Origin of the sequence: Methylococcus geothermalis (genome assembly GCF_012769535.1) — a bacterium.
Lineage (GTDB): Bacteria > Pseudomonadota > Gammaproteobacteria > Methylococcales > Methylococcaceae > Methylococcus > Methylococcus geothermalis.
Map to the genome: position 1 here is coordinate 205,996 of NZ_CP046565.1, position 16,403 is coordinate 222,398.

Sequence of the window (16,403 nt, forward strand, 5' to 3'; positions counted from 1 at the left end):
ACGGCGCTCTTGCCCGACACCTCCGCTACGCCTAAAGTCGGGGCAACATCGGCGAGGATCGCTCCAATGGTTCGACACATCGCATTGTGGGTCCTGCTGGCCTGCGCCGTCCCCGCCTGGACCGGCCCGCTGAACTCGCCCGCCATTCCCGAAGCGCTCAAACCCTGGATACCCTGGGCGCTTTATGGCCACGAGGCCGATGCCTGTCCCCATTTCCTCGAACAGCCCGGCGAACGCCGCTGCGCCTGGCCCGGGGAACTCGATCTGGAACTCCACGATGGCGGCGGCAATTTCCGCAGCCGCTGGCGAAGCTTCGTCGATACCTGGGTGCCTCTCCCGGGCGACCCGCGATCCTGGCCGCTGGCGGTCGAACTGGACGGCAGACCGGCGACCGTCTCGACCCGCAACGCGGTTCCCGGCGTCCGCCTGCCGCCCGGCGCTCACACGATCGCCGGACGCTTCCTGTGGACTACCATGCCGGACACCCTGCGCGTTCCCATCGAAATCGGACTGGTCCGGCTCAGCGTCGGCGGTCGCGCGATAGCGTTTCCGTCCGTCGACGACCAGGGACAACTGTGGCTGCGTAAGACCCCTGACGGCGCCGCACCCGAAACCTCGCCGCTCAAGCTCGAGGTCTTCCGTCTGCTGAGAGACGCCGTTCCGATGGAAGTCTCGACCCGGCTCGAACTCGACGTCTCGGGGGAAACGCGCGAGGTTCTGCTGGAAGGCTCCCTACTGCCGGGTTTCATTCCGCTCTCGTTGAACAGCCCGCTCCCCGCCCGCCTCGAGCCGGACGGACGTCTTCGGCTGCAGCTTCGCCCCGGCCACTGGAACATCGGCATCGACAGCCGGGCCAACCGGGATGGGCAGGAACTCGCCCTCCCTGCATTCGCTGCGCCGTGGCCGCGGGAAGAGCTGTGGTCGTTCGCCGCCGACCGGTCGATTCGGGTGGCCGAAATTTCCGGCGCCCCCCTGGTCAACCCGCGGCTGACGCGGCTTCCCGAGGAATACCGCTCGCTGCCGACCTATGCGATGGCCCCGGACACCGTATTGCGGTTCGATCCGGTCCGGCGCGGCGACCCGGAACCCGAACCCGATACACTGGCTATCCGCCGGTCGCTCTGGCTGGATTTTTCGGGACAGGGCCTCACCATCCTGGACGACATCTCCGGCCGAATCACCCGCAACTGGCGCCTCGACGCCGCACCCGCCATGAAGCCGGGACGGGTGACGGTGGATGGCCAGCCCCAGACCATCACCCGTCTCGACGCGGGTCCGGGTGGTGTGGAAATCCGAAGAGGCGAACTCCACCTGCGGGCGGAAAGCCGCTGGGAAGCCGGTGTATCGTCCCTCCCCGCGACGGGCTGGAACACCGACTTCGTAAGCGCGGCCGCCGAACTCCACCTGCCGCCAGGCTGGCGCCTCTTCGCCGCACCGGGCGCCGACCATGTGCCGGACTCCTGGATCGGTCGCTGGTCCCTGCTCGATCTGTTCCTAGTCCTCATCACCACGCTCGCAGCCGCGCGGCTCTGGGGTTGGCCGGCCGGAAGCATCGCGCTCCTCACGCTCACCCTCACCTGGCACGAGCCGGATGCGCCGCAAAGCGTGTGGCTCTGGCTGCTCGGGGTCACCGCCTTGGGCCGGGTGATTCCGTCCGGCAGCTTCGCCTCGGCGCTGCGCATCGTCCGGATGATCGTCCTGGCCGCGCTGGCGATCGCCAGCTTGCCATTCGCGGTGCAACAGCTTCGGCTGAGCCTTTATCCGCAGCTGGAGCCGCATGCCATGGCCTTCGACTACGGCGGTCAGGCGGCGGAAACGGCGGCCATCGCACCAGCGGCTCCTGCGATGGTGCTGCGGGAAAAATCGGGCTCGCCTGAGGAAGCCGAAACCCCGCCGCCGGCCGATCCGAGCCGCACCGTCGACCCGGACGCCCTCACCCAGACCGGTCCCGGCCTGCCGCAATGGCAATGGCACCGGATCACGCTGAACTGGAACGGGCCGGTGCTGGACGACCAGCAGCTCAGGCTGCTGCTGATCCCGCCCTGGGCCAGCCGCGGCCTGAACGTTCTCAGGGTGGCGCTGCTGGCCGTGACCGTTCTGCTGCTCCTGGGCTGGCGTGGGAAATCCGGTGTTTCGGGACTGATGGTGCTGCCCTTGCTCCTGGTCATCACGCCCGACAGCCGCGCCGGCGAGTTCCCGCCGCCGGCACTGCTCGACGAACTCGAGACCCGCCTGCTCGCGGCCCCGGAATGCGGCACCGAATGCGCCCAGATCGAACGCATGAAACTCCGCATCCGACCCGGCGATCTGCTGATGACTCTGAAAGCGCACGCGGAGCAACGCGTCGCCATTCCGCTGCCGGCGCAAGCTGCCCAGTGGATCCCATCCCGCATCCGGGTCGATGGCGACCTTGCCACCGGTCCCTACGCCAATGCCGAGGGCTTACTCTGGCTGATGCTCGATCCGGGCGTCCACAGGGTCGAACTCTCCGGACCCTTGCCGAAACTTCCCCGGATCGACCTGCCGCTGCCCCTCCGGCCGCATCGGGTCGATATCGAAAGCGATGGATGGGAGGTCATCGGAATCGACCCGAATGGAAAACCCGAACCGCAGGTTCAGTTCGTGCGCAGAGGCGGCAGCGCTTCCACGGAACGACGCTTGGAAAGCGCTCCATTACCCGTGTTCCTTGCGGTCGAACGCACCCTGCGGCTGGGACTCGACTGGCGCGTCGCCACTCGAGTGACACGGCTATCGCCCGCCGAAGCGCCGGTGGCGCTGAACGTTCCGCTGCTGCCCGGAGAAGCGGTCATCTCGCCGGGGATCTCGACCGAAAACGGAAGCGTGCGAATTCATCTGCCGCCGGGCATCCTAGACGCGAACTGGGAATCGACCCTCGACCGAACCGGCAGGCTGGAACTGCGCGCGCCGCAAACTAGCGACTGGACCGAAATTTGGCGCCTCGATGCCAGCCCGGTCTGGCACATCGAAACGAGCGGCATCCCCGTGGCCCATCACCAGGATGCCGGCGGCCATTGGCTGCCCGAATGGCGTCCGTGGCCAGGCGAAACGGTCACCCTGCTCCTCAGCCGTCCGCCGGCTGTCCCCGGTAACGCGCTCACCATCGAAAGCAGCGCGCTCGAAACCCGCCCCGGCCAACGGGCGACGGACACGGAGCTGGCGTTGGGCATCCGTAGCGCCAAGGGCGGCCAGCATGGGGTGACCCTGCCCGAGGGTGCCGAGCTGCAGTCGGTCGAGATCGACGGCACCGCCCAACCCATCCGCCTGAATGGGAGCGCCGTCACCCTACCCCTGCACCCAGGCGAACAAACGGTCCGGCTGACATGGCGCACGCCGGTCGGAATCGGGCTGCGCACCGCGGCGCCGAGGGTGGATATCGGCTCCCCCAGTGTGAACAGCCGAATCGGCATCGAACTCGGCCAGGACCGCTGGGTCCTCCTGGTCGGCGGGCCGACGCTGGGACCTTCGGTACTGTTCTGGGGAACGCTGGGCGTGATCGTGATCGCCGCCGTCGCACTGGGGATGCGGCTGGACCGCTTGCCGCTCAAGATCCGGCATTGGCTGCTGCTGCTGATCGGTCTGAGTCAAGTCCCTCTGGCGGCGAGCCTCGTGGTCATCGGCTGGATCGGAGCCCTGGAGTGGCGCGGCCATGGGGAAATGCCGCCCGAGCCGCGGCACTTCAACCTCATTCAGTCGGGTCTTGCCCTGCTCACCGTCCTCGCGCTGAGTATCCTGCTGTCGGCTGTGCATCAAGGGCTGCTCGGCCTGCCCGACATGGGAATCACCGGCTATGACTCCAGCGCGTATCGGCTCAACTGGTACACGGACCGGAGCGGCCCTCTGCTGCCCCGGCCCTGGGTCGTCTCGGTTCCGCTGTTTGCCTACCGGCTGCTCATGCTGGCCTGGGCCTTGTGGCTGGCCTACGCCCTGCTGGACTGGCTGCGTTGGGGTTGGGGTTGTTTTTCCGCGGGGGGACTTTGGCGGCAGAATCCCGGGACAGCACCCGCTGCCGGCGTTGCACCACCCCGGACCGCCGATACGACTGCTCCGAATGACCCTTGGCAGCGTTGAACGACTCTATTGAAAGGGCCTTACGCCGTCGAAGATGAATTCGCGTAGCACTGCGACCATCCGCTGGCAGGATTCCGAATTCAAACCATCCGGAGGCACGAGCGTATCCGCTTTATCCAGCGCCGCGTGAAGTTCGTTTTCATCGTGAACAACGCTGATACCCGGACGTGTCATCAGCCATTTCGCGGTAAACTCCTGATGATCGTTCCTGTGCTCCCCCAAATCGGCCCGCCGTGGCATGACGATCAAGGGCTTGCCGTGCTCGGCCGCGCTGATGACGGTTCCCATGCCGGCATGCGCGACGATCACCTTCGCCTGCTTCAGGAGATCGAGATACTCTCCCGCCTCCATCACCTCGGCCCATCGCATGGCTGCCGGACGCCAGGCAGTGCGGCCGATCTGTCCGAAGACTTCCGTCTGGGGATGTCTTGCGGCCCAGGCATCGACGGAGCGGGACAGCCGGTCGAACGGCACCTGGGAGCCCACGGTCAGGAAAATCAAAGCACGGCCCCGATGTAATGGGGCCCGTCGGGGCGGGCCAGATGCTCCCACTGGGTCAGCCACAAATCCGCATAGCGGCGCACGAGCCGGCCGGACAGCGACATTCTGCCCACGTTGGCGATGCTGTCGATCCAGATGGTGCGCGCCCCCAGCAGCTTGCCCAAACGCAGAGCGAAATAGCCTGGCGCGGCGCCGGTCGAGATCACGACATCGGGCCGCTCGCGGAGAATGATCCGGACCAATTCGCAGATCAGCAGTATGCCGCGCAGCCAATCCTTCTTGTTGGCATCCGTTACCAGATAAAACCGCGCACCCGGCGGGATGCTTTGCCGATAGTCCGAAAAATGGGTCGCTACGAATGCCATGTCGCCGCCGCGGAGGGCATCCCGGAGCCGCATCAGCTGCATCCAGTGCCCGCCGCCGGAAGCAACCGCAAGGATGCGCGGCCGCTTGCTTCCGTTATCCATCAATTGGCTGTTGCTCCTTCAATGATCCCTGAAAAGAAGATATCAGTTCGGTACGATCATCCGCGCCCGCTTCCAATATCCGAAATAATCGAACTGCAATGGCGTGGTATCGTTGTACAGGTACATCGCCATAGACCAGTAGTGTGGAGACGAGGCGTTTGGAACCAGCGTGGCACCAACCGCATTGGCCACCAGAGTGCCATTGATCCATGTCTTGAAATAGCCTTGTCCGCCGCTCGCAATGGGACGATCATCGAGATAGGCATCGATGACTATATTAATGTCCTGCTGCGGCAGCAATCCCGTTATCATTCCGAGCCGCTCGTGTTTGAGCTCCGGACCTATGCTTCCGTCGATGTGTATCGCCAGTCGCTGGCTGTTGGTCGGATCGGTATCGACCACCATTCCGATCGAGGGAGGAGAACCGTCCGGTTTTATCTGCCAAATAAGCCCGGGATGGCTGTCGCGGGGCATGAATGTCCAGGATTTGGTCAGGTCCGCCCCGCCGAATCTGACGCTCAGATCCCAGACGAAGCGCCGCCGGGAGGGAACATAATAGCTGTTGAGCTGGGTTCTGAGCGTGCCCTCCACCACACCATCCCCGGCCTTGTAGCCGATGGCCGTGTAGCCGTTGGTCTTGAATACCCGTCCCGGAATACCGGCATCGGTGATATTCCAGCCATTGATGACTTTGGCTTGTCCTGCCGCGGCATCCCAGTAGTTGATCGTGTCGAAATCGGCGATGCCGATGTTCGGATTGACGAAGGGGACCGATCCGCCAAAGTCGAAAGTGCGTGGCTTACCGCTCAAGTCGATACGCTGGGTTTGATTGCCGACGATGATGTCGTACGGATCGGAAGCCACGAAGACCGTGCCGGTAATGGTGGCATCCGGCGCCGGTGTGGGCGACGGAGTCGGCGAAGAAATCGGAGTTGGCGTGGGGGTCGGTGTTGGCGTCGCGGTGGGTTTCGGGGTCGGGGTCGCCCTGACCCTCGACGATTTGACTTTCGCCGCCGTGGCGGCTTGCAACGACGACGCGAGCACGATGAAAGCGAGTGCGCCGGCGATCCGCCGGAAAACGCGGTGGCGCGGCGATGAGAAGCCGTCCGAAAACAAAGAATCCGAATTCCTGCTCATGATACCCCCTTACCCAGGTCTAACGACTTTCGTCCGGAACCGATCCTCGGCAACCCGATCAGCAGACGAGTCACCGTATTGTCATGTTGGAACACATTTCCCCGGCAGAATTCCAACCTGCCCTACCCGCTTGCCGCTCGCCCGGCAACAGTGACGCACCGGTAAACGGCATCGAGCTGGCGCAGTACGCCTTGTATTGCATAGTAGTTCACCACACGGCGAAATGCACTTTCGCGCAGCCGCTGGCGCAGCCCGGTATCCTTCAGGGCAGCAACCAGCGCCTCGGCCAGCGCTTCGACGTCGCCCGGCGGCACCAGCAGACCGCATTCTCCGTCGCCGAGGAGTTCGGGAATGCCTCCGACCGGGGTGGCCACGACCGGAACGCCAGCCGCCATCGCTTCCAGAATGCAGACGGGCAGCCCTTCGAAGTAGGAGGGAAGGACCAGCACCCGGGCCGCAGACAACTTGGCGTCCTTCTCGGCCTCCCTGATCCAACCCGGCAGCCGCACGGCATCGGAGACTCCCAGCTCCACCGCAAGCCGCCTGACAGCCTCCCTTTCGCCGTCGCCGGCAAGCGTCAACACGGCGTCCGGGACACGTTTCAGCACAAGGGGAATGGCCCGGACCAGATCGAAGACGCCTTTCTTCTCGCGCAAGCGACCCAGGAACAGCACCTCCGGCCGCCCCGAGCCGCGCTCCTCCGGCAGGGCATCGGGAACACGCACCGGATTGCCTATGACCCGAACGCTCGCCCGCGGCTCGATGGCCAGCAGGACCTTGGACCAGGCTTCGGTAAGGGCGATCACGCAGGCGGCACGCCGCAGCGTCCTCCGTACCCACCATTTTGCCGCGGGACGGCACTCGCTGGCGTAGAACACGCCGAATTCGCCGCTATGGACATGGAAGACATAGGGGGTGCCGAACAGGTCAGCCAACGCGCAAAGCACCGACTTCCTCCAGAAACTGCCGCGCGAGGCGCTATGGGCATGCACGATGGCCAAACGACGCGCCAAGAGCCGGCCCAGCAACCGTGTCCCCGCCATCGCCATGACACGAAGCTGGGTCGGAAGACTTGGCCCCTCATACGAGCACAGGCGCTCGATTTTCCAGCGGGAGACGAAATCCGGCTCAAGATAGGCCTCGATCACCGCCGCAATGCCGCCATTCGTCCCCGGCCCGATCATCAGAACTCTGCGCATGGTTCCTCTTTCCCCGGAAAAATCGATCATTCGGCGGGCATACGCGACAACAGCCTGGCGGCGCGCGGGCTCCAAGCCGACACGAGCGCCGCTTCGGCGGCGCTCAATGGCTTCGCCACCAGCGTTCCCACCGCGCCGAGGAGCAGACAGGCCGCAACGCTCGTCGGCATATCGAAGCGGACCAGCGGGCCTGACCAGACCAGTGCGCAGGCCCCCACGCCATACCAGGTTGCCAGACGAAGCAATCCGCCCCAAGCCAGCCTGAAAGGATATCCCCGCCGCCGCAAAGCCAGGATGATGCCGAAATTGAAAAATGCCTCCGAGGCTATGACGAGCAGTATCAGTTCAGTCAGGCTTCCGCCTGAAGCCAAAAGGAAAACCGCCATGACCGGCACCGCGAGCAGCCAGAAACCCCATCGGACATACAGGTCGGTGGCCAACACCGCATTGCAGGACAGCTCGACCACCCGGCGCAGAATCGTCAGTGCGGTACCGACCAGCATCAGCGCAATGACGGGACCCGCCTCACGAAAACGCTCTCCGCCCAGGAGCGTAGCGCCCATCCTGCCGAAGGCGATGAAATAGACGACGACCGGCATGAGCAGGATCATGGAAGATTTGAACCAGATCCCGACCCGCAGCGTGAAGCCGCCGAAGTCCCGGCGCCGGCTGAAAAAGGCGATCAAAGTGGGCTGAATGACGCTGCGCAGGAGATCGGTCGGCAGGTAACGGCGCACCTGGTCGGAAAAATTGGTGCTGAAACCGAAAACCGCGGCAGCGTCAGCCCCAAGGATGCGGGCGACGATGAGGGTCAGCATTTGCGAGCCGTAGGCGAAGGCGAGGAGGTAGCTGATATAGGTATTGACCGCCAACTTGAGAAGCTGCTTCCGGCGCGGCGGTGTCCAGTCCCCCGAAGGCGCCACCCGATGACGCAGTGACCACATCTCGCGCAGCAGCAGCACGGCGCCTAAGCCCGTACTCCCGCAGGACGCCATCAGCTCATAGCGCACGGCATCCAAGGCAGTGATCTCATGCCCCGCAAACCAATCGGACCCCAGCAGAAAGGCCAGCATCCCCGAACGAACCACCTGAGCCGATTGGGCGGCACCCTGGCGCATCAAGGTGCCGAGCATCTGCTCGCGATAGAGGCGTCCGAATCCCTCCACGGCCAGGACAGCGCCGGCCAGGGACAATACCGGCGCCGCCGTCTCCATACGCAGCAGGTTCGCGACATGGTCGGCATAAAGGGACAAAACCGCGCCCGCACAGGCATAGAAGGCCATTTGCATCCCGGCGAGCTGGGAGATGATGCCTACGATCGCCCTCCCCGCGGCATGCAGCCGGTACTCCGGAAGTATCCGGGCCGCCACCCAATCCAGTCCCGGCGTCGAGAGCGCAAGCCCCGTTTCCATGGCCGCCAACGCAGCCATGTAGGTCCCATAGGCCTCCAGCGGCAACACCCGGGCAGCGAGCGCGAACGCCGAAAATGTCAACAAGGCCGAAACGGCCCGCCCCGACAGGTAAGCGAGCGCGCTACGCCGGAGCGCGGCGGCACCGTACGGATTGCCGGAACCGCTCATCGCGCCTCCCCGCCGGCCAGCTGCCGGTATTTTTCGGCGAGGTTCCTCGCGATGACCTCGTAGCTTCTAAGACCCGGTATCGCCCGCCGCCCCGCCTCGCCCATGCGGCGCGCGGCCGCGGGGTCCCGCAGCAATCGCAGCATGCCGGCGGCGAAACCGTCCGGAGTCAGCGGCACGCAAAGCCCCCCGCCGGTTTCGCCGATCAGGTAGGCCTGATCGGGAAGATCGTTGGCGACCACCGGAATACCCCAGGCCATGTATTCAATGACCTTGGTCGGAGACGCCACTTCCAGGGACGGCGTGCGCGCGCAAGGCGACAGTCCGATCTCGGCGTTCCGCAAATAGCGACGGGCCTCTTCCGCCGGCAGCCAACCCGTGAACAGGACATGGTCCTGCAACCCGAGCTCGCTCACCAGGCCGTCGAACCAGAGCCTCTCGCGCGGGTCCTCCGCATCCCCCACGCAAACCAGCAAGGCTGTGGGGAACTCCTCGCGCACCGCGGCCATCGCTTCGATCATGACTTCCGAACGGCGCGCCCGTTCCAATGCGCCCAGATAGACGATGACGCGCCGCCCAGCGAGGCGCGGATCGTCCGCCGGGGGAATGTCCTCGAGCCTTTCGGGAATCGTCGCTCCCATCGGCACCGGCGTCATGCGTACGGCAGGCAGGCCATAGCTCTCCAGCAACGTCCGCATGGCCTCGCTTTGCACGAAAATGTGGTCCGCAGCCGGCAGGACGCAGCGATACAAAAGCCAGGAGGATAGCCGCCCGCGTAGCCGGAACAGCAAGCACCGTCCAGTCCCGACCAGGCCGGACGGATCGGGCGAGCCGCGTTCCAGCCAGTAGTCGGGGAAAGGGAAGGACATCCAGTAATAGAACGGTTTTCCCCGTAGCCGGGCCGCACAAAGGCCGATCAACGCCCCGAAAATCCTGTCCCGAACCTGAACCGCGGCATAATCGGCACGCGCCAGCCGGAAAAGGTCCAGTGCAAGCATCAACCGCGCCCCGATCCGCCCCCATCGGCCGCGGGCGGTTCGCGTGAACACCCTGCCCGCCTCCCAGGCGCACTCGTTGCCGTCGCCCTCATGCACGGCAACGATGTCCGAGTACACACCGAACCTGGGCAGGTAATGGCCGAACAGCGTCGCCACGTCGACCCGGAAGGTGGGAAACGGCTCACGCGTGAGATAGAGCAGTCTGATGTTCATGGCGTTGCGATGAATTCTCCGGCGACGGTTTCGGCAGGTCCGCTCGAGCCAGCCAAGCGAGATAACCCAAAGTGAATGCGAACAGCAGTTCGTGGCTCGGGCTGTTCATGAGGCTGTTCGAATACCACAGCGAAAATACGTTGGCGGCGAGGCAAACCCTCAACGCGACCAGCCGGCCGCGTTCGGCGCCGTCCGCGCACCGGGAAAGCAACCTTCCCGAAGCGCGCCAGGCGGTCGCGAGCACGCCCAGAAACAGGGTGGCACCGACAACGCCCGAATCCCAAAGCAGGGTGGATGCCGTATTCAGGTTGATGGCCATGGCGGGGTATTTTCGGTTGAGATGCCCTTCCACCAGCGTGCCAGCCCCCGCGTAGGATGCGCCCATTCCGTGGCCGAACAGCGTTTCGACCGGATTATGGAGCCCATGTTCATGGAGCCAGAAGGTCAGGACGGTGGTGCGGTTGAGGCTGGCCTTGTTTCCATAGTAGCCCGCCGAACCGAAATTGTAGTCGATGGTGTTCTGCACCATCTGTTCCGGAGACTTCCCCTGGATGGCGAACGCGGAAAAATACAGCCAGGCCAACACGACCGTGAAAAGCGCCCCGCTCGTCAAAGCCGCCGCGGCAACCAGCGGCTTGCGGCGGATTTCCCGGGAAAACACCTGGAGGAACATCATGGGAAGCAGCACCAGGGCGATCTTGGTTTCCCCCAGGAACAGCGGCACGCCCAGTTCGACCACGAACACCGACGTCCACAAGGACGACAGCGCCCGCTCCCGCCACGCGGTCAATACATAGGCAAGGCAAACGACCAGGAAAATGACCATGGTTCCATTTTCCCCCCCGCCTTCGAAATTCGGCTCGAACGTCCCTGAAACGATGTCGATGGGGACGATGCCTCCCCCCATCCCCACGCGCAGCGGCACCAGGACGATTCTTTCGTAAAGCGCAACCGGCAATTGCAGGATTGCGGCGAACAGAAGAAACCCACCCCAAGCTTGGAAATGGCGCCGCCACGCCCCCGTCACGGGAGCCACCGCCAACGCCAAGGCGAGTCCCAGCATCTGATAGGAGCGCTTGATGCCCGCCAGGATTTCCAGCACGGATCCCTTGCCCAGCAGCGATGTGCCTGCCGATAACGCAACCAGGACCAGGAACAGCATGAGAAAGCCGGGCAGCCGAACCCGTTCCCGCCGGCGCCCCAGAAAGAGCGAGAACAGCCCGGCCGCCAGCAGGAAAAAACCCAGCATGGACAATGCCCAGGAAAGCTTGGTCATGCGGGGAAACATCAAGAGCACCGCGCCATTGACGACCAGAGTGCCGGCCAGCAACAGCCAGACCGCGAAGTCGATCCGGGACAGCAGAAAAAGGCTCAGGAAACCGCCCACGAAAACGGCGAGAACGATGGGCTGGCTGATCGAGGCAAGCAAGCCCGCCAGAACGGCAACGGCCGTGACGAGGCCGATTTCCCACGGCCGGTACGCCGGCACGGCATCCCCGGCGCCGTGCGGCACGCCGGAAGCGCCGAACCGCCACTGCATGCCGCCGCCCGGCGTCACGAGGTCAGAACCACGCCCAGCACCTCGACGCCCGCGCCAGAAAGCTGGTCCTTGACCGCCACCGCATCGCCGAGCCGGGTCGAATGGCGGCGGACCACGATGACGCAGCCCGCGGCGCGCGTCGCCACGATTTGGGCGTCGGCGCTCCGCAGCGCCGGCGAGGTATTCAGCAGCACGATGTCGTACCGCTCGGCGGCCTCATCCAGAAGCCGGATGAAAGCCCCCCGGCTCAGCAATTCCTGGGGATTGGGTGGCGGCGCACCGGCCGGCAGCACGCTCAGATCGCCGAGGGCCGGAATGCCGCGGATCGCCTTCTCCGGACTGTGGCGCCCGGCAAGGACGCCCGACAAGCCGGGGTCGCCGCGCAGCTTGAAAAGGCGGTGCAGCTCCGGCTCCCGCAGGTTTGCGTCGATCAGCAAGGTCCGCTCTCCCAACTGGGAAAACACCACGGCCAGATTCGCCGCCAAGCGACCGCATCCTTCGCCCGGCAGCCCCGAGGCCAGAGCGAGCAGCCGCCTATGCCCTCCGAACCAGCGCAGCATCAGGACGCTGCGCAGGTCCCGCAGCGCTTCGCCTTCCGGCCCCGGCGGGCAAAAGGCCGCGATCAGATCCGCATCGACGCTGGTGTCCGAGTCGGGCAGGCAAGGGTGCGCGAACTGGCGCGCCAGCGCGTGGCGCAGATCGTCCTCGCCGATCAGCCCCAGGCTCAGCGCCGCTTCGCCGAACCTCAACCCATCCTCCCGCTGCTTTTCCGCGATGGCCTCGATGTCCCTTTCCGACAGCTTCCCGACATGCAGCAGAAGCTGTCCCAACTGGACATCGCTGCGGGGCAAACCCGAGCCATCGGGTGACGCGAGATTTTTCATGGCATTCGTCCCGGAACTTTCTTGTCAGTCCTTAGAACGCGGACCGTACGGCAAGCTGGAAAGGGCGAGGCCGCGCCATCCCTTCCGGCGGTATTTCGGCAAGGAGGGGCAGGCCCAGCTCGTCGATGACGTCCTCCGCGGAACGGATGCGCCTGTCCTTGAACTCGAACAGGAGGACGAAGGCCAACCCCAACCCTCCGCCCAGGATGACCGACAGCACCAAGTTCAGCAGCACCTTCGGCTTGCTGGGCTTGAGCGGCGGCACCGCGGGGGACAGCACGGCGATGTTGGTCCCCTCCAGCCGGCTCTCCAGCTGCAGTTGGCTCGCCCGCTGCAAAGCGGCATCGTAGACGCGCTGGGCGTTCTCCACCTCGCGTTTCAACACGCTCAGCTTGTCCTGCTCCGCGCCCAGACCGAGGATGCGCTTCCTCTGTTCGGCCACGGCATGTTCCAGATCCGCCACACGCTGACGGGCGAGTTCGGCGGCACGCTCGATGGCGCCCATAGCGTTCGCCACCTCGGCGGCGAGCATCTTCCGCAGGCTCGAGACCTCGGCCGCCACGGCTTGCCGTTGCGGATGGTTCCAGTCATAGCGCGAACCGACTTCGGCGAGCCGGGCCTCGGTGCGTGCCAGCTCGGCCTTCAGCACCTGCAGCGCGGGGTTCTGCAACAAATCCGGAAGTTCGTCCACCCCCCCACGGGCTGCCGCGTCCCTCATCTGCTGCGCCCGCGCCCCGCTGTCATACATCTGGCCCTTCGCCGCCGCGAGCTGTGCGGAAAGATCGGACAAATGAGCGGTTTCGACGTCCAGCTTGTCGCCCGCCGCGAGCACGCCGTGCTCGATCTGGTAGCTCGAAAGCTCGGCCTGCGCCTTCTCCAGCGCGCCCCGCAGCGCATGCACCTGCTCGTCGAACCAGGCCGCCTGGCGCCTCACCGGCTCCAGCTTGAGTTCGACGTTGGCACGGATACTGGTCTGGGCAAAGGCATTCGCCACATCCGTGGCGAACAAGGGATCGGACGCGGCGAAAGAGATCGTGATGACATCGCTTTCCCGCGACGGCGACACGTCCAGGTCTTCCAGCAGCTTGTCCGCCGCCCAGTCACGGAATACCGCGCGCGCGCGCGCCTTCCTGGCGACTTTCCCGAAGCGTTCGCGGTAAGCGGGAACCTCCGAGAGCTTCAGCGCATCCGCGACGCATGCCGCCACGGCGTGGCTGCCGATGATGTCCACCTGGGTCGCGAGGTAACCGGCCATGAGATCGGACGGAAACGCCGAGCCGGTGAGCGGATCGCCACCCTTGTAATCGATCACGACGGTGGTCGATGCCGTATAGGTCTTGGGCATCGCGACACTGGCCACCAGTGTGGTCAGCACGGTCACGACCAACGTCCAGCCGAACACCCGCCAGCGCGCGAGAAGGATCAGGATGAGCCGGTTGGCGCCCATGGATCAGAACCACCGCTCGCGGACGTAGAGCACATCATCGGGCTGCAGGGAATAGGAACCGTCGACCGATATCTCCTGTTCGGCTGCCGCTGCGTCACGCCGTTTGATGACCGGCGCGGGCCAGGTATCGGTCCCCCGCGGCGTCAATCCGCCGGCCGCGGAAATCGCCTGGCTGACCGTCATTCCCCGCTGGAGGCGGTAGACGCCGGGCCGCTGAACTTCCCCGTAGACATAAAACTGCGGCGCCTTTGGAATGAAGAGGGTATCGCCGGCCGCCACCTCGGGATTCTGGCCGGGGCTTCCCTCGAAGAGGGCTTTGAGATCGACGACGAGCTTCTCGCCGTTGGCGCGCAGCAGCGTCGCCGTGTCGGCCGCATCGGCCGTCACCACCCCCCCGGCGGCGGCCAGCATATCCATGACCCGGCTCTGTTTCTCGATCGGGTACTTACCGGGATTTTTGACCTGCCCCAACACCGCGACTTCCCTGGCCTTGAACTGGGAGACCACCACGGTGACATGCGGTTCGCTGATATAGCCCCCTTGGCGCAACTTGCCCGCGATGCGCGCCTCGGCTTCAGCCGCCGTCAAATCTCCGATGCTGATCGGACCGGTGAGCGGAAACGTGATGCTCCCCGTCTGGCTGATCCGGGTTTCAAGGGCTAGTTCAGGATAGTTGAACACGCTGATCCTTATCACATCTCCCGGCCCGAGCCGGTAGTCGCCCGTCTCGTGCAAAGGCGCCGGCCCGGATGCCACGTCCCCGACCGCGGCCCCCCAGCCGAGCATCAGGCCCATCGCAAGCGCGAAGCACTGAACGGCCGTTTTCAGTGCGGCACCAATCTTCCTCGGCATCAGGATTCTCCTGTTCGTCACATTGCGCTCGCTGCAAATCCGCCAGACTTCGTCCTTCAATAGGCATTCTTTTGCTTCAGAACCACGCCCACGGTCTTCAGCAGTATCCACAGGTCCAGCCAAAGCGACCAATTCCGCAGATACTCCAGATCGTAGCTGATGCGCGCAGCCATCTTCTCGACCGTTTCCGTCTCGCCGCGCAAACCATTGACCTGCGCCCAGCCGGTGATGCCGGGTTTCACCTTGTGGCGGACCATGTAACCCTTGATCAGCCCCCGGTACAGCTCGTTGTGCGCCACCGCATGGGGCCGCGGCCCCACCAGACTCATGGTGCCCTGCAGTACGTTCAGGAACTGGGGCAATTCATCCAGAGATGTCCGCCTCAAGATCGCTCCCAGCGGCGTAACCCGGGCATCCCCGTGCTTCGCCTGGGTGACGGTGCCGCCATCCTCGCAAACCGTCATGGTGCGGAACTTGTAAACGAAGATCTCCTCGCCGTCCTCGCCGTAGCGCCGCTGCTTGAACAGCACCGGCCCCGGCGACGACAACCGCACCGCCAGGGCAATCAGCAGCATGACCGGCGCAAGAAGCACCAGTGCCACGGCGGCACCCACGATATCCATCAAACGCTTGCTCAAGCCCCGTATCCCGATGAAGGGCGATTCACAAACCGCCATCACCGGGATGCCGGCCAGCGTATCCCAGCGGGCCTGGAGCAGGTCCGTCATGAACAGATCGGGAACGAAATACACGGAGACGGTCGAATCCTTCAAACCGTCCAGCAACTCGAGAATCCGGGGCTGGCGGGCGATGGGCAAGGTGATGTAGACCGCATGCACCCCATGATTCCGAACAAACTCCGGCAGATCGGCGGTCCGGCCGAGCACTGGCAGATCGCGGGGATCGGCGGTACGGTCCGCCGGCCTGTCCTCGAAAAAGCCGAGCACGTCCGTGCGCAGGAAGGTATGGCCCTGGATCGCCTCCGCCAGTTTTACCCCCATTTCCGTCACCCCAACGATCACCGCCTTGCGATGGGAGCCTTGCCGCCGAACATAACTACTGACCATCGGGCCGACGGCGAACTGTCCGAACAGCAGGATCAACGGGGTAGCGGCTGCCCATGCCAAAAAGCCGGGCTCGTCCAGGAAATCTTCGATGCCGGCGATATAGGTCAGCAAAGCGACCACCGCCAGCGTAAAAATCCATCGCGCCAGGGTATCGAACGCCGTCTCGAAAAAAGAACGCGCGGTCAACCTGTCATTCAAGCGCGTCACCTTGAAGGTATGGGAGACGATGATGAACACCAGAAAAAACATCAGGATGTTCACCCCCTCCAGTGGATACCCTTCGAATCTCAGGCTAGCCAGAAATATCCCGGACGCGACCACCGGCGCGAACAGCGTCTTGAGCAGAAAAACCAGAGGGCTTTCAAAAACCGAAGGAGCGCCAGCCTGCTTCATAAGTTGAACCCATATCCCATTTCGCCAAAACAAAAACCG

12 protein-coding genes are annotated in these 16,403 nt (G+C 64.5%); 1 reads left to right on the plus strand and 11 read right to left on the minus strand.

The annotated features are described in order from the left end of the window. Positions 1 to 66: 66 nt before the first annotated feature. Positions 67 to 4,089 carry a hypothetical protein gene (locus tag GNH96_RS01010; RefSeq protein ID WP_169601469.1) on the plus strand — a complete coding sequence of 1,341 codons (4,023 nt, stop codon included), beginning with the start codon at positions 67 to 69 and terminating at the stop codon, positions 4,087 to 4,089. Positions 4,090 to 4,095: 6 nt separating this feature from the next. Here the strand turns inward: GNH96_RS01010 and GNH96_RS01015 are convergent, their stop codons facing one another. The 11 genes from GNH96_RS01015 to GNH96_RS01065 all read right to left on the minus strand — a co-directional run bounded on the left by GNH96_RS01015 (position 4,096) and on the right by GNH96_RS01065 (position 16,364). Next, positions 4,096 to 4,653, minus strand: a complete 558-nt coding sequence (locus GNH96_RS01015; RefSeq protein WP_323848038.1) for a glycosyltransferase — start codon at positions 4,651 to 4,653, stop codon at positions 4,096 to 4,098. Next, entirely contained in the window at positions 4,587 to 5,057 is a 471-nt protein-coding gene (locus GNH96_RS01020; protein ID WP_169601473.1) for a UDP-N-acetylglucosamine--LPS N-acetylglucosamine transferase, read from the minus strand. The genes GNH96_RS01015 and GNH96_RS01020 overlap by 67 nt, the downstream gene beginning before the upstream one ends. A 42-nt stretch (positions 5,058 to 5,099) precedes the next feature. Then, positions 5,100 to 6,194 (minus strand): hypothetical protein, encoded by a 1,095-nt coding sequence (locus tag GNH96_RS01025; protein ID WP_169601475.1) that lies wholly within the window; start codon positions 6,192 to 6,194, stop codon positions 5,100 to 5,102. Between the two features lie 122 nt (positions 6,195 to 6,316). After that, complete coding sequence (locus GNH96_RS01030; protein ID WP_169601476.1) at positions 6,317 to 7,393, minus strand: glycosyltransferase family 4 protein; 1,077 nt, start codon at positions 7,391 to 7,393, stop codon at positions 6,317 to 6,319. A 26-nt stretch (positions 7,394 to 7,419) separates the two neighbouring features. Further along, entirely contained in the window at positions 7,420 to 8,973 is a 1,554-nt protein-coding gene (locus tag GNH96_RS01035) for a lipopolysaccharide biosynthesis protein (protein WP_169601478.1), read from the minus strand. After that, positions 8,970 to 10,181, minus strand: a complete 1,212-nt coding sequence (locus tag GNH96_RS01040; RefSeq protein WP_169601481.1) for a glycosyltransferase — start codon at positions 10,179 to 10,181, stop codon at positions 8,970 to 8,972. The genes GNH96_RS01035 and GNH96_RS01040 overlap by 4 nt, the downstream gene beginning before the upstream one ends. After that, on the minus strand, positions 10,150 to 11,721 hold the full coding sequence (locus tag GNH96_RS01045; protein ID WP_228719940.1) for a hypothetical protein: 1,572 nt from the start codon (positions 11,719 to 11,721) through the stop codon (positions 10,150 to 10,152). The genes GNH96_RS01040 and GNH96_RS01045 overlap by 32 nt, the downstream gene beginning before the upstream one ends. Positions 11,722 to 11,735: 14 nt before the next feature. Next, on the minus strand, positions 11,736 to 12,605 hold the full coding sequence (gene epsG / locus GNH96_RS01050; RefSeq protein ID WP_169601483.1) for a chain length determinant protein tyrosine kinase EpsG: 870 nt from the start codon (positions 12,603 to 12,605) through the stop codon (positions 11,736 to 11,738). 31 nt (positions 12,606 to 12,636) lie between these two features. Next, a complete protein-coding gene (epsF, locus tag GNH96_RS01055) occupies positions 12,637 to 14,052 on the minus strand; it encodes a chain length determinant protein EpsF (protein ID WP_169601485.1) in 1,416 nt (471 codons plus the stop codon). Positions 14,053 to 14,055: 3 nt separating this feature from the next. Continuing rightward, positions 14,056 to 15,015: a polysaccharide export protein EpsE gene (epsE, locus tag GNH96_RS01060; protein WP_228719941.1), complete on the minus strand. Its 960-nt coding sequence runs from the start codon at positions 15,013 to 15,015 to the stop codon at positions 14,056 to 14,058. After that, the gene (locus tag GNH96_RS01065) at positions 14,961 to 16,364 is read right to left on the minus strand and encodes an undecaprenyl-phosphate glucose phosphotransferase (protein ID WP_169601487.1); all 1,404 of its coding nucleotides are present in this window, start codon (positions 16,362 to 16,364) and stop codon (positions 14,961 to 14,963) included. Before GNH96_RS01065 ends, epsE begins: the two co-directional genes overlap by 55 nt. Positions 16,365 to 16,403 lie beyond the last annotated feature (39 nt).